Source organism: Microcoleus sp. MON2_D5, from assembly GCF_036701905.1.
Taxonomy (GTDB): domain Bacteria; phylum Cyanobacteriota; class Cyanobacteriia; order Cyanobacteriales; family Microcoleaceae; genus Microcoleus.
Window position 1 is genome coordinate 49,772 of sequence record NZ_JAUBRM010000040.1, and the last position, 15,090, is coordinate 64,861.

A 15,090-nucleotide genomic window follows, 5' to 3' on the forward strand; every position below is an offset into this window, starting at 1 on the left:
GAACAGGCAAGATGCCTGTTCCACAACAAGTGCATTTTCTTGTGGGGAGTAGGGGTTGGGCAGGAGATCCCGCCCATAAAAAGCTTATTGAGAATGGTGTTCTGGGCGTGAGTTTAACGGATTTAACAGATGGATGTTGAGGTTCGAGGGAAAGAGGGAAGATTTTTCCACTCCCCCACTCTCCGACTCCCCCACTCTCCCCCTTCCCCACTCCCACTACCCCACTCCCTCACTCCCTCACTCTCGTTAGAATAAGATAAGTTTCCTTGCTACCGATCGCCCCTCAAACAAAACACCATGACTCAACAACAACCCCGGATTTGCATTCTCGGCGGAGGCTTCGGCGGACTCTACACAGCCCTGCGCTTGAGTCAGTTACCCTTCTCCAAAACCGAAAAACCCGAAATTGTCCTAGTTGACCGCCGCGATCGATTTTTGTTCGTTCCCCTGCTGTACGAACTCCTGACCGACGAACTCCAAACCTGGGAAATTGCCCCACCGTTTGCCGAACTCTTGCAAAAAACAGGTGTGCGCTTTTGTCAGGGTACTGTCTCCGGCATTGATGTGGAGGAAAAGCGAGTACAGTTGCACGACGGGCCAGAAATTCCGTGCGATCGCCTGGTTTTAGCTTTAGGCGGCGAAACCCCCCTAGATATGGTCAAGGGTGCGGTTGAATATGCTTACTCGTTTCGCACTCTCGACGACGCCTACCGCTTAGAAGAAAGACTGCGGTTTTTAGAAGCCAGCAACAACGACAAAATTCGGGTGGCGATCGTCGGGGCCGGTTATTCAGGAGTAGAATTAGCTTGTAAATTAGCCGATCGACTCGGAGAAAAAGGTCGCGTGCGGTTAGTCGAGCAAGGGGACATGATTCTGCGGACATCACCGGAGTTTAACCGCCAAGCCGCCAGCGAAGCTTTAGAAAAACGGAAAGTGTGGATCGACTTAGAAACAGAAGTAGAGGCGATCGAAGCGGACACAATATCCTTACTTTACAAAGGACAATTAGATGTTCTCCCCGTAGACATAGTGCTGTGGACCGTAGGAACTCAAGTTAGTCAAGCAGTGCGATCGCTACCCTTCAAACAAAACCGCCGCGGTCAATTAATAGTCAATTCGCAAATGCAAATTATCGACCATCCAGACATATTTGCCTTAGGAGACTTAGCAGAATGTCACGATGCAACTGGTCAAAAAGTCCCCGGAACAGCCCAAACAGCCTTCCAGCAAGCTGACTACACCGCCTGGAACATTTGGGCTTCCCTCACCGGCCGCCCATTACTTCCTTTCCGCTATCAGCCGCTAGGAGAAATGATGACATTAGGAATTGACAACGCCACCCTGGCCGGTTTAGGAATTAAACTCGACGGACAACTAGCTCACATTGCTCGCCGCTTAGCTTATCTCTATCGGATGCCAACATTTGACCATCAACTAAAAGTTGGTTTCAATTGGATTAGCAAGCCGATTCAGGAGTTGCTTAAAAGCTAGTTAATTGTAGACAGTTAACTGTTGACCGTTGACGGGTGATTGTTGATTGTAGGACTTATGATGGCGGTCTCGAAACCGGGTTTTTCACGAAAATACTTGACTACTACCCGCATATTTGGTAAAAATCTGGTTTTTTCTGTCGGAGTGTAGATTCAGAGAATATTAGGCACGAGAAAAAATGCAAAATTCCACATTTCAACAGCCCAAAACTGAACTTCCACCGTTGATAGAGCGGGAAATTCTGTTCGGAAATCCCGAAAAAACTAGCCCCCGACTTTCACCCGACGGCAAGTATCTCGCCTATATTGCACCAGATAAAAACAACGTCTTGCAAGTGCAATTGCGTACCGTCGGTCAAGCAGACGATCGCCAACTGACAGCAGATAAAAAACGAGGCATTCGCATCTTTTACTGGGCTTACAGCGGCGAAGAGTTAATTTACCTCCAAGATGCAGACGGTGATGAAAACTGGCATTTATATTTAGTCAATATCCAGTCAAATCTGGTGCGCGACTTGACACCATTTCAAGGCGTTCAAGCTCAGACGATCGCCTTTGACCGCAACTTCCCCAATGAAATATTAGTGGGAATGAACATCCGCGATCGCAGCAAACACGACGTTTACCGCATCAACCTCAAAAATGGTGCCGTTGAATTTGACACCGACAACCCAGGTAACATCGTCGGTTGGACTGCTGACGCCCAATTCCAAGTGCGGGCGGCCACAGCCACCACTGCTGACGGTGGCTCAGAATTGGTGTTTCGGGAAACCGCCGACAAGTCTTGGGAAAGCCTGCGAAGGTGGGGGCCCGATGAGGAAGGTGGTGCCGTCATGTTCTCAGAAAACGGCAAAATTCTTTACATGATCGGCAATCATGATGCTAACGCCGAACGTTTGATCGCCTTAGACTTAGAAACCAAACAAGAAACCGATCTCGCCTCTGACCCAGAATACGATGTCGGCGGTATTGTGGTACACCCCACCAAGCGAGAGATTCAGGCGGTTTCCTTCTACAAGGACAAGCAAGAGTGGCAGATTTTAGACCAAAGCATAGCAGAGGATTTTGAGGAGCTCGGCAAATTCCGCCCCGGCGAATTCTCCATCACCAGCCGCAACCTCGCCGATACCACTTGGCTAGTCGCTTATATGACAGACGACGGCCCAGTTTACTACTATGTGTACGATCGCACTTCCAAAACCTTCACCTTCCTATTTAGCAACCAACCAAAACTCGAAGGTTTGCCACTGTCATCAATGGAACCGATTGTTTACACCGCCAGAGATGGTTTAACCATTCACGGCTACCTGACAAAACCTGTCGGATTCGCCACACCCGTACCAACAGTTTTGCTAGTGCACGGCGGCCCCTGGTTCCGCGATACCTGGGGTTACGATCCAGAAGCCCAATGGCTGGCAAACCGAGGTTACGCCGTTTTGCAAATCAATTTTCGCGGTTCCGCCTGCTACGGCAAAACTTTTCTCAATGCCGGCAATCGCGAATGGGCAGGTAAAATGCACGACGACTTACTAGATGGCGTCAATTGGCTGGTAGAAACAGGAATTTCCCAACCAGATAAAATTGCGATTATGGGCGGTTCCTACGGCGGTTATGCTGCCTTAGTGGGATTGACTTTTAGTCCAGATATTTTTGCCTGCGCCGTCGATATTGTCGGGCCAAGCAATTTGATTACAATGATGGAAACTATTCCCCCTTATTGGGAAGCGTTCAAAGCAAGCATGTATCACCGCGTCGGCAATTTGGAAACAGAACCAGAGTTTCTGAAATCGATCTCGCCCTTATTTTTTGTCGATCGCATTCAGAAACCTTTACTCATCGCCCAAGGTGCCAACGACCCGCGAGTGAAAGAAGCAGAAAGCGAGCAAATTGTCAATGCCATGAAGCAAGCCGGCAAACCTGTAGAATACGTGCTTTATACAGACGAAGGACACGAATTTGCGCGGCCGGAAAATCGCCTGCACTTTTATGCGATCGCCGAAGAATTCCTAGCGAAATATTTAGGAGGCAGATTTGAACCTGCGGGCAACATTGCCAATCATTCTGGTGTGGTGAATCCGCAAACAACTAATTAGAAGGAAGAAGGAAAAAGGAAGAAGAAAGAAGGAATTACTCAAATCTCTTTTCTCTTCTCTTCTCTTCTTTTACTCTGTGTTCTCTGTGTCCTCTGTGGTTAAATCATTCCGATGCAACCGGATGTGCGATAAGCCCTCTTTCCTCTTCCCTTTTTCTTCTCAAATGACCAAAATTATTTTTCTAGACGCCGCCGGTACATTATTTGATGTTCGCGGTAGCGTCGGCGAGGTATACGGACAAATAGCCCAGAGGTTTGGAGTAACAGTTAATAGTGAAGAGTTAAATGCAGCATTTTCCCAAAGCTTCGCCTCAGCAAGTCCAATGGCATTTCCAGGGATAGAATCAGCAAAAATTCCCCAATTAGAATTTGAGTGGTGGCAAGCAGTTTCCGCAAAAGCATTCCAAATAGCAGGAATTATCCACCAATTTTCCGACTTTTCCACATTCTTTGGGGAACTCTACGCTCATTTTGCCACCGCCGAACCTTGGTTCGTCTATCCCGACGTATTGCCAGCCTTAAATAAGTGGCAGCAACAAGGAATTGAATTAGCAGTAGTATCGAATTTCGATTCCCGAATTTATCCAGTATTAAAAGCACTAAATTTAGCCGCATATTTCACATCAGTGACAATTTCTACCGAGGTGGGTGCAGCAAAACCAGACTCTCGAATTTTTACTGCTGCTTTGCAAAAGCACAACTGCACTGCCGAGAAGGTGTTGCATATCGGTGACAGCTTCAAAGCAGATTATTGTGGGGCTAAAAATGCGGGATTAAACGCAATTTGGTTGAATCGCCAACAGGAAAAAATAAATTCAGGAAAGTTTAATTTAACTGATTCCCAAAAAGTAGAAGAGTTTCCTAGTCTGGATTTTATATAAGTCAGTCCTAGACACACTCCCACAAAGAAACCGGATTTTTTACCTAATCGGGGGGTTCCAACGCGCCTTTTCGTAAAAAACCCGGTTTTGCATGAGTCCCGATGCGTCGAGGACTATAAATATGAATTTTATGAGGTTAAGATTATGATTTTTATGAATTGACTTAGAGAGGTGTTTATTGAATAATATGAGTAATTTAACCGCAGAGAGCGCAGAGGGCGCTGAGTTAGAGAAGAGAGAGGCGATCGCTATATTTAACTTTCGAGTGGGAAAGAACATTACAGATACTAATCGTGAACTTTATGGAAACTCGGCTCACTCAAACTCAGTTAGCACAGGTAGTCGCTGAAATCGACAAGTTATCGCAGCAGCGCGAGTTAGAATTGGAGCCCGATCAGGTAAGAGAAATTTTACGAGAGTTGAATCTTCCTGATGAGCTTTTAGAAGATGCGATCGCCCAAATGCGCCGCCGCGAAGTCCTAGAAAAACAGCAGCGACGCAACCGTTGGATCGCGATTGCCTCGACAGTTGTTGTCATATCTGCGATCGGTATAGGCGTGCTGTTCGGGCAAAATCAGCAACAAAAAACTGGTCAAGTTGTGGGAGGAGAAGACAGGATTGCGCTATCGAAAAAAGGTGGTGACAGCCTTACTCAAGTCAACCGTCTAATCAATCCCCGCATCTACTACCAGGTGACGTTGAAAAATGCTCCGATCGGCAATCAGTTGTCTCTGCAATGCGATTGGATTAATCCCAGCGGTCAAACTGTGCATCAGGGCAGGTATCAAACTCGCACGATCGATACTGCGGTTTGGAATACCCACTGCTTTTACGATCTCGGATCGGATGCAGCCCCAGGCAAATGGGAAGTTCGGATGTCCCTGGATGGGCGCGCGATCAGCACTGAACCTTTCACTGTGAAATAAATAGACTTATCCAAAAAAGCCTGTTTTGAACAGGCTTTCCGGCCTGTTCCACAATGATTATGGGAGATATCTACATAGACTTATCCAAAAACAGCCTGTTTTGAACAGGCAAGATGCCTGTTCCACAATAATTATTGGAGACATCTAATGGGTGCGATCGACAAACCTTCACATTTTATCGGCTACTGGGGAGAGGACGATCGCACAAAAACGCTCAGCCGTTTAGTCCCAGATTACTGCATTCGGCAGGGCAAATTATCCGAGTGGGCGATCGCCTCTGCATCTGTACTCACGGCTGACACAGTGACGCTGAATGCTTGCGGGCGATTTCAGCCAACCGATTTACCGGGAGATGCTTGGGCGGCGGTAGAAGCGAAACAGCTACGGCTGGGGCGCGATCCGTTTGGGCGAGTGCCGCTTTACTGGATGCAGTTGGGAGAAACTATTTGGTTTTCGACGCGGATGCAATTGCTGCTACCGCTGATTGCTTCCCCTCAAATTAGCCCGATCGCGCTACACAGTTATGCTTGTTTTTCCTACGTGCCCGCGCCGTTAACTCCGATCGAGCAAATTGCATCCGTAGCAGCCGGAAGCGAGATGATTTGGGGAATCGCCGATGTTAACGATGGGCCGAAAGTACGGGCGGCGAAGCTATCCTGTAGGGAATCGCTGCAATCGGCTTGGCAAGAAGCGCCCCAATTACTGCGCCGTGAGGATGAGGCGATCGCACAATTGCAAGGGCTGTTGCAACAGGCGATCGATCGACAAGTAGCCGATTTGCCGATCGACGAACCCGTGGGCGTTTTACTCTCCGGCGGCATCGATTCTTCCCTGGTGACGGCGCTGCTAGTGAAAGCAGGTTTGCAGGTGCGCGCCTATGCCCTCGATTTTGGTGTCGAAGCCTATTCCGAACTGCCCTACGCGCAACAGGTGGCGGACTTTTTCCAGATTCCGCTGATCCGAGTGGCGGCGACGGGCGATGCAGTGTTGCGGGCGATCGGGCCAACCGCCAAAGCCCTCGATTTACCCTATGGAGATGGCACAACAGCCCCGCTGTTTTTGCTCAAACAGGCGGCGGCGCAAGACGTGCGAGTTGTATTCAATGGCGAGAATGGCGATCAGCTATTTGCTGGATGGACGAACAAGCCTTTGATTGCACACGGAGTTTACACTGCAGAGCATCCCGCCGGAAAAGAAACTTTTGAACAGCAATATTTGCGGACGTTTCAGCGATTTTATGGTTATGAAAAACAGATTTTTTCGCCAGAAATACTCGATCGCATCCAGTCTCACGATTTGAGCGTTTATCTGCAAGACGCGATCGATCGCGAAACCTGTCCTTCCCTGCTAGCGAGGCTGCGGCGCGCTTCGCTGATGCTCAAAGGTGCCCAAAATATTCAGCCGAGGGCAACGGCATTGGGGTTTGCTTGCGGTTTGTGGGTGCGATCGCCCTTCTGCGACCCCGACCTCACAGCATGGACGTTTCAACTCCCTGGCGAGCTGCTGCTGCAAGGTGCGTGCGAAAAATACATCCTCAAAAAAGCCTCTGAACGCTGGCTGCCGCCGGAAATTGTCTGGCGGGAAAAGCGCGGGATGGGTGTGCCGTTGAAGGTTTGGTATTACCGGGAGTTTTGGGCTGCGATCGGCGATCGGCTGAATCCGAATGTGTTGCGATCGCAAAATTGCTGGCAGCCCCATTTGGCCGACGCGATGTTATCGGGACAACTCGGAGTTGCTATGCGCGATCGCTATATTGGCAATAATCTCTGGCTGCTGCTGATGTGGCAGGCATGGCGAACCGAGGTTTTAGGCGAAATTCCGGGCAAGCGATCGCTGGATCATGTGTTTTGGTTGCCACCGGCGATCGGGCAGCGCATTTGGAAATATCGAAGGAGGTTGACTGTTGACTGTTGATTGTTGACTACTATTCACTCGATTTTACAATCTTTCTTCTTCCTTCTTCCTTCTTCCTTCTTCCTTCTTTCTTATTTCTTCTTCCGACTTCCATCAGACTGACATCCGTTACATCCGTTACATCCGTTACAAAATCCGTTGCCGAACTTCTTCTATATGACTGAATCTTTGCTACAGAATGAAACCAAAATACATTCGCCACCGTTCTCGGAAGCATTAGCCAAGCGACTTTGGTCAACTTATGGTTCGCCCTTATATGTGTATCAGGCGGAGATCCTCAGTCAGACTCTTGAGCATATTACGCGATCGATCGACTATCCGCACGTTCAGTTTCATTTTGCTAGCGTCACCAACGGCAATATTGCTCTGTTGAAATTGATTCAGCAGGCTGGTTGGGGGCTACACGCGAATACACCGGGGGATGTTTTTTTGGGGCTGAAAGCGGGTTTTACGAGCGATCGCATTGTCTACACCGGCAGTAACCTCAACAGGGCGGATATTCAGCAATTGATTGAATGGAAGATCGATCGATTCAATTTCGATAGTCTGTCGCAACTCCAGGATTTTTGCGAATATTCGCGCAGTCAACCGCGATCGATCCGTGCCGAAATCGGACTGCGCCTCAACTCACCGGAATTGACGGGAGACAGTCGGATTGGAGTGCGTCCCGCCGAATTCGAGAAAGCCAACGAAATCGCGCAGCAGCAGGGGTTGAGGATTACCGGATTGCATTTTTATCGGGGGACAGGAACAAACGCCACGAGTGCTTTTACGCAGGCGATCGATCGGCTAATTGCGATCGCCCAACTGTTACCCGATTGGAAAACCCTCGATTTTGGCGGTGGTTTTGGCTATCCCTATCGAGGCGGTGCGGTGTTTGACTGGCGGGAGTTTGGCGCGGCGATTACTGAACGATTGAGTGCGCTATCTCGCCCGATCGAGTTGGTGATTGAACCGGGACGATCGGCGATCGCAGGTTGTGGCGTAATGCTTGCGAAAGTTGTGTCGGTGAAGTGGCTGGGCGATCGGCAAATTGTCGGTGTGGATACGACTGTATCAAATCTATCGGTGCCTGCGGTACACGGGGGCTATCGGGCGATCGCAACTTGGGAAACCGACGATGTATCGCGACATGAAACGGATATTTGCGGCAACACAACTTATTCGCGGGATTATTTGGGGCGCAACTGTTGGCTACCGAAACTCAAAATTGGAGATGCGATCGCTATTTTGGATAGCGGGGCTTACGGCTATGCGATGTCGTCGCATTTTCTGCACCGCCCCCGCCCTGCTGAGGTGTTGATTGATGCTAAGGGCGATCGATTAATTCGACAGCGAGAAGACTATTCCATTTTGTTAAACGGGCAAATCTTTTAATAGGGCATTGGGCATTGGGCATTGGGCATTGGGCATAGTTTCTTCTTTCTTCCTTCTACTTATTATCTCTCTTCCCTTCCTCTGCGCCCTCTGCGCCCTCTGCGGTAAAATCCTCCCAAAACAACCCCAATAATATAAATCCATTAAATTAATCAGGAGTAAGCGAAATGGGAATGAAATGCGTCCAGTGTCAAACCGACAACATTTTGAGCGATCGTACCAGGAACTCAGGTCGCTGTAAACGGTGCAACCATCCGTTTGTCTTTGAACCCACTACCGTCACTGATAAAAAGTTGGCATTCACCGATCCCTTTTTCAAAAAGGCGCTCGAAAATATTTCCCGCCAAAATATGTTGTTTTTTACGCACAAACAGTTTTTGTATTTTATTGACCAAAAGCTTAAATCTCGCGTACCCGAAAATAGTTGGCTTTTTCTCTACTTCTTTTTTAGCGTATTTGCGGGAACTTTCGGCATTTCCTTCGCTCTTGCTATTTTTCCCTCACAATTCGCAGTTATTATTACCTTCGCTCTCTACAATTTGAGTTGGATATGGCTATTTTTCCACTACAGCAAATCTCCTGGACAAGGTAGTCGCAGCAGAAGAACTAATGCTAAAAACCTCCAGATTTTAGGGGTAATTATTTTAGTGGCAGGCATTGCCCTCAGCTTGAGTGCTGATTATTTTCCCGGATACATCGCAGCGTCTGCACTAGGGCTATTTTCCTACTGGCTAGGTATTTCACAAAAACGCCGTCAACACGAAATTAGTGAACTATTTCTCGTCAATAAATCGCAGAGTGATCACTGGCTACAGTGCTGGCAACGAGTGAACGGTACACTAGAAAAACTCCTCCCTGCACCTCGCCAAGAGTCTTTGCCCGCCAGCATCGATCCCGAAGTGAGCACATACAGTTTCGATCGCGCAATTATCTGTGACAGTGACGAAATAGCTCAATTTCTAATTGCCAACAACGTCCATTTTGAAAACAACTGCGCCATTCTTAGTATTAATGGCTATCCACAAAGCATCTTCAACACCGTAATCGAAATGCTGCGCCGTAATGCCGATTTAAAAGTGTATGCACTGCACAATGCGAGTCCTGGTGGGGTTAGTTTGGTAAATCAACTGCGGACTAATCCAGAGTGGTTTGCTAATCAAGCGGTGACGATTTTTGATTTGGGAATTTCTCCCCGTCAAATCTTAGCAACCCGTGATATGTTTGTGCAACAATCTCAAACAAGGGCACAAAGATCCCGTCAATTACCCGAGGCTGTAAGGCAAAGTTTAACAGCAGAAGAACTAGCGTGGCTGGATGCAGGCAATTTTGTTGAATTAGAATCGTTTACGCCGCAGCGGTTGTTGCGCGTGGTGAATTATGGACTTGCTCAGAGTGGCGATCCGCAGACCAATGACGGCTTAATATTAGTGGATAATGCTGTCGGGTATGGTGGTGGCTATGTGTTTGTCTCCGATAGTTTTGGTTAGGGCGTGTTTTCAAACTTTATATTAGACTTATTAATAATAAGCTAAAAAAGTCTTGAAACTTAGTCTGAATAAGATTTTTAGCGCTCTTTAGCTGAAATCATAAAAAGCTTATCTCTGTAAGGGCTTTAGCGATTTTAAAATGAGGAGCCAAAAAGCTGAGATTAACTCGGTGAGTAAAGGTTTCAGATTTTTTAATTTCCCCCCACGGGGGGAAGTTGAGTTTAAATTGTGTGAAATTTGCCTTCAACTTTCTCTCGTCTGGTTTTGTTTGTGTAGGCCGAGTTTCTAACCGCCCGGACTTCTCACCGCCTGGACTTATTTAAGTCGTATACTCCGCATTAATCTTCACGTAGTCGTAACTCAAATCGCATCCCCAAGCTTTCGCAAAACCGCTGCCATTCCCCACACTAACCTGAATTACCACCGTATCAGCCTTCAAATATTCTCCCTCCGCAGCCGCTTTCATATAATTACTCGCAGCAGCGCGATCGAACTCTTTAGGTTGTCCGTTTTCCATCATCAAAAAATCCCCCAATTGAATCCGCAAATTCTCTTGGTCGAAGGGTACACCAGCGCGCCCAGCCGCCGCCGCAATTCTGCCCCAATTCGGATCGCGTCCGAAAATAGCAGCTTTCACTAAAGAAGAACCGACAATTGTTTTGGCAATTTTACTCGCAGAAACTTCATCTAGCGCGCCACTAACTTGCACTTCTACCAAACAAGTTGCACCTTCGCCGTCACGGGCGATCGCCTTTGCTAAATGTACGCAAACTTCTGTCAGCATCGCCTCTAATTTTTCAGCATCTGCCCCCATTTCCGTAATTGCCGGTGTGCGGGATTGACCGTTTGCCAAAGCAATTAGCGAATCGTTGGTACTGGTATCGCCGTCAACAGTAATTTGATTAAAACTTCTGTTAGCCGCCCGACTCAGCATTTCTTGCCACAAATGCGATGACACTGCTGCATCGCAAGTTACAAATGCCAGCATTGTTGCCATATTCGGGTGAATCATTCCCGAACCTTTGCAGATGCCGCCGATGCGGACGGGTCGATCGCCAAACATGGTTTCCAGGGCGATCGTTTTCGGCACTAAATCAGTCGTACAAATCGCCTTAGCCGCCGCATCGGAACCAGTTTCCGATGCCTCAGCAACTAATCGGGGAATTCCCGCCCTCAGTGGCTCCATTTTTATCCGCTGTCCGATGACGCCAGTGGAGGCCAAAAGAATAGATTCTGGAGGAATATTCAGCGCTTCTCCCAACAATTTGGCACTTTCGAGGGCATCTGCCAAACCTTGTTCGCCAGTAGCAGCATTAGCTTGTCCCGCATTGCACAAAATTGCTTTGGCGCTGGGTTTAGCTTGCAAACGCTGGCGGCAGTAGTCCACGCAAGCGGCCCGGACAGTCGATGTGGTGAAGACTCCGGCGGCGATCGCGTCTACCTCTGACAAAATTAAACTTAAATCTGGCAAGCCTGAAGGCTTCAAGCCCGCTGTAATTCCCGAGGCTCGATACCCTCTGGGTGCTGTAACTCCGCCGTCAATTTCTTTCCAGTCCGACATGATGACCTCCCTAGTAGCCTTCAATCTGCTGAAAGGGGATTATACCATTTTAGATTTTAGATTTTAGATTTTAGATTTTAGACTTCGGCGTGAGCGCTCAGTCGAACGATTTTAGATTTTAGATTTTAGATTCCCCATTCTTTTGAGCCCAATTTCCCCTTCCACATTCCCAATTCCCAATTCCCCATAAAACTAATCGCGGCTTCCAATCTAGAGTTATAACTCAAGAAGAAGTCGCGACGGTTTTATAATTGACATTATTAATTTTTAGCTGGCAAACAACAAACTCGATTCAACTATCTCGCCGTTGAAAAAAGGAGTTATTTGCGATCGATACTCGCTGGAGAGACAGCCTCTAAACCAACTTCAGCAGCCACACGGCTCAGCATGGATTCCTGACGGTTTTTGACGAGGTGTTGATGGCGCATCATCAGGGTGCGGGCTTGTTCTTGAGTTGACATAACTGATTTCTCCAAATTATAGGTAATAACTTCGTAGACAATTGTCGAAATTGAGCTTGCCCTAGCTCATAGTGGCGTTGCTGCGATCGTAACTGGCTTGAAAGCTGGGCTGCGGTTTGCCTTGAATGTGACCCCAGTAGTGCGTATCTTCCATCCCGACTTCGGTGGCGGTGCGGTTGAGCATGGATTGCTGGCGGTTCTTCACCAGTTGGTGGTGGCGCATCATCAGAGAGCGAGCTTGATTTTCGGTAGACATAGGGAGTTCCTCGGTATTCTTTAGATTAATGTTGGGCTGGTTTTTTCTTCTCTTCTATCACTATAACAGACAATTCTGTATCTAAAGCTACCAAATTAAAATTGTCACAAAACTTTACAATGGGGCTATGGGGCGAGAATCTCGATCGAGGTTGCAGGGAGTGCGATCGAGCTTGGGCTAGTTGATTCAGACCCAACCTCAAGCAGCAGTTGGCAAAATTTGACAATATTCCTCTTCTAAGAGCCACATTTTAGCGGCTACCTAATTGCTAGTCGCCAAAATAACTTTATAATTTGGTTCAGAGTTATAGATGCAGAATTTGGCCTCTCAAGGAAGTCGAGTTTGGCTTAGTTAACAGTAAATTTAATAAATAGCGAATCACAATTAGATTTACAATGATTAAGCAGCTATGCTCAAGCATAGTCAAGTTTTTTGTAGTCAACTAGATAATAGAGTTGGTCTAAGTGAATCGCCCTCGCCATCCTCAAAAAGCGAGCTTTCTTTGTTGATAAAAATAGATTAAGTCCCAGCAGCCTCCCCACAAAAAAGAGCGATCGTCCTCCCCTAGAAAAACAATCGCCCATTCACCTATAATTTCAATCAACCTCAAGTCCCGCCCTTAAGAAACTATGCTGTACCCACAATTCCAGATATCCCCCTAGCCTCTTTTTCAGGAGGATGCCACGGGGAGCGAAAGGCTCTGACGTTAGTTTTTCAAGTTGTGTGTACAGGGTAGCCCTTAAGAAATGCGTAGCCGGGGAATAAGCGGCCCTAATCGTCAAACAGTAGACTGGTACTACATAAGACGTTAAGTTGACACGAATGCTACTCGGCGACTTCCGCTTCAGCTTCCGCTTCAGGTGCATCTGGCACATCTTGCTTGATTGTCAAATAGCGAATCACTTCTTCGCTCAGACGCATCGCGCGCTCCAGGGTGAAAATTGCAGCGCCCGGAGCTGTATAGTTCATTTGAACGTATACTCCGTCCCGGTGCTTGCCGATTTCGTAAGCCAAACGGCGCTTGCCACGGTGCTGAGTTTCGATGTTTTCAGCACCTTGATCGCGCAAAATAGTTTGATATTTAGCGATCGCCTGGTCTGTCATTTCTTCACCCAAATCAGGGCGCAGAATGTACATAGTTTCGTAAATAAACGGTTTCATGGCAATAATCCCCTTATGGACAACAAGGCTTCTCACGAAGCAAGGACTTATTATCATATCCCAACAATGAACAATCTCAAAACTAAAAAACCAAATTCCCCAAACGACACTCCCTCGCCGTGGAACACCCTGTGGACGTACAGCATCATGAGCGCGATCGCACTTTTAATGCTGTTTCCCTTGCTGTGGCTGCTCAGTACCTCCCTCAAATCCCCCAACGAAAACATCTTTCAATTTCCCCCGCAACTGTGGCCACAACAGCCAACCCTCGAAAACTTCATCAAAGTTTGGCAAACCAACCCCTTCGGCAGTTACCTGTTCAACAGCACCCTAATTGCCGGCCTCACAGTTAGCATCAACGTCCTCTTTTGCGCCCTCGCCGCTTACCCCTTAGCCAGACTCAAATTTCGCGGCCGCGAAGCCATCTTAATCACAATCATTTCCACAATTATGATTCCTTTCCAAATAGTCATGATTCCCCTATACATATTGACTGTACAACTCGGACTAAAAAATAGTTATTTAGGGGTAATCTTTCCCGGACTAGCCTCAGCCTTCGGCATATTTTTATTACGACAAGCATTTCTAGCAGTTCCAAAAGAACTAGAAGAAGCCGCCCGCATCGACGGCTGCAGTGAATTAGGCATTTGGTGGCACGTCATGATTCCGGCAATTAAGCCAGCTTTAGTCACTCTAGGAATTTTCGTATTTATCGGTTCTTGGAGCGACTTTCTGTGGCCGCTGCTAGTTTTAGACAGACCGGAATATTACACTTTACCTTTAGGGGTAGCCAATTTAGCCGGGACCTTTTCTTTAGATTGGCGTTTAGTTGCGGCGGGTTCTATTATTTCTATTGTTCCAGTTTTAGGACTATTTTTGCTCTTGCAAAAATACATTGTGCCAACAGAAACTGCTGCTGGAGTCAAGGGATAGAATCAAGATAAACAATCGGCATTTATCCGCGTTCATCCGCGGTTAAAAATTAAAAACTTTTGAACTCACAACTCACAAAATTTATTTTTTATGCACGAACTGCGAAAAATTCGCTGGATTATCGATCGCGCTGCGGTCGTAGATACGATCGTAGCATTTGCCCATGCGATCGATGCCCAAGACTGGCAAAAATTCCGATCGCATCTAGCAGACGAAATAGATATCGACTACTCAGAATTTCGAGGTGAAACTCCCCGACGAGTAACCGCAGAAGAATACATAAAACAGCGGGTAGAAGGTCTTGCCGGTTTGCGAACGCTGCACGTCAGCACAAATCACGAGGTAACTATTAAAAGGGATGCTGCCAAATGTAAGTCTGTGTACCGCATTTATCGACTTGACCCCGATCGCGAAGCGGGACAGAATCGGCTGGATACAGGAGGTAACTATTTTCACTCCTTGATTCAAACAGACCTGGGAGGGTGACAAAGAGGTCTATGAAATAGACTGGATAAGGGTTGCAGCCCGCATACCTTGTTGATAAAAGCGGC

At 47.5% G+C, this 15,090-nt stretch carries 13 protein-coding genes; 9 read left to right on the forward strand and 4 right to left on the reverse strand.

All coding sequences use genetic code 11. From position 1 onward, the window contains the following. Positions 1-297 precede the first annotated feature (297 nt). The 7 genes from QUA47_RS16425 to QUA47_RS16455 all read left to right on the forward strand — a co-directional run bounded on the left by QUA47_RS16425 (position 298) and on the right by QUA47_RS16455 (position 10,167). The gene (locus tag QUA47_RS16425; protein WP_333431533.1) at positions 298-1,491 is read left to right on the forward strand and encodes an NAD(P)/FAD-dependent oxidoreductase; all 1,194 of its coding nucleotides are present in this window, start codon (positions 298-300) and stop codon (positions 1,489-1,491) included. Between the two features lie 178 nt (positions 1,492-1,669). Then, positions 1,670-3,583, forward strand: a complete 1,914-nt coding sequence (locus tag QUA47_RS16430) for a S9 family peptidase (protein ID WP_333431534.1) — start codon at positions 1,670-1,672, stop codon at positions 3,581-3,583. Positions 3,584-3,746: 163 nt separating this feature from the next. Then, positions 3,747-4,463, forward strand: coding sequence for an HAD family hydrolase (locus tag QUA47_RS16435; RefSeq protein WP_333431535.1), 717 nt, complete (start codon positions 3,747-3,749; stop codon positions 4,461-4,463). Between the two features lie 302 nt (positions 4,464-4,765). Further along, entirely contained in the window at positions 4,766-5,389 is a 624-nt protein-coding gene (locus QUA47_RS16440; protein ID WP_333431536.1) for a DUF3859 domain-containing protein, read from the forward strand. Positions 5,390-5,536: 147 nt separating this feature from the next. Beyond that, positions 5,537-7,303: an asparagine synthetase B family protein gene (locus QUA47_RS16445; RefSeq protein WP_333431537.1), complete on the forward strand. Its 1,767-nt coding sequence runs from the start codon at positions 5,537-5,539 to the stop codon at positions 7,301-7,303. Positions 7,304-7,459: 156 nt separating this feature from the next. Further along, positions 7,460-8,680, forward strand: a complete 1,221-nt coding sequence (locus tag QUA47_RS16450; protein WP_333431538.1) for a decarboxylase — start codon at positions 7,460-7,462, stop codon at positions 8,678-8,680. A gap of 173 nt (positions 8,681-8,853) precedes the next feature. Continuing rightward, positions 8,854-10,167 (forward strand): hypothetical protein, encoded by a 1,314-nt coding sequence (locus QUA47_RS16455; protein ID WP_333431539.1) that lies wholly within the window; start codon positions 8,854-8,856, stop codon positions 10,165-10,167. A 319-nt stretch (positions 10,168-10,486) separates the two neighbouring features. Here the strand turns inward: QUA47_RS16455 and argJ are convergent, their stop codons facing one another. From argJ to rpsF, 4 genes are all read right to left on the reverse strand, one after another. Beyond that, entirely contained in the window at positions 10,487-11,728 is a 1,242-nt protein-coding gene (argJ, locus tag QUA47_RS16460) for a bifunctional ornithine acetyltransferase/N-acetylglutamate synthase (RefSeq protein ID WP_333081021.1), read from the reverse strand. A 320-nt stretch (positions 11,729-12,048) separates the two neighbouring features. Beyond that, positions 12,049-12,189 (reverse strand): hypothetical protein, encoded by a 141-nt coding sequence (locus QUA47_RS16465; RefSeq protein ID WP_006631904.1) that lies wholly within the window; start codon positions 12,187-12,189, stop codon positions 12,049-12,051. A gap of 61 nt (positions 12,190-12,250) precedes the next feature. Beyond that, complete coding sequence (locus tag QUA47_RS16470) at positions 12,251-12,445, reverse strand: hypothetical protein (RefSeq protein WP_006631905.1); 195 nt, start codon at positions 12,443-12,445, stop codon at positions 12,251-12,253. Positions 12,446-13,270: 825 nt separating this feature from the next. After that, entirely contained in the window at positions 13,271-13,606 is a 336-nt protein-coding gene (rpsF, locus tag QUA47_RS16475) for a 30S ribosomal protein S6 (protein ID WP_015176119.1), read from the reverse strand. Positions 13,607-13,621: 15 nt separating this feature from the next. Here rpsF and QUA47_RS16480 point away from each other — a divergent pair, with 15 nt between their 5' ends. Next, entirely contained in the window at positions 13,622-14,539 is a 918-nt protein-coding gene (locus QUA47_RS16480; protein WP_333431540.1) for a carbohydrate ABC transporter permease, read from the forward strand. Positions 14,540-14,629: 90 nt separating this feature from the next. After that, the gene (locus tag QUA47_RS16485) at positions 14,630-15,025 is read left to right on the forward strand and encodes a nuclear transport factor 2 family protein (protein ID WP_333431541.1); all 396 of its coding nucleotides are present in this window, start codon (positions 14,630-14,632) and stop codon (positions 15,023-15,025) included. Positions 15,026-15,090 lie beyond the last annotated feature (65 nt).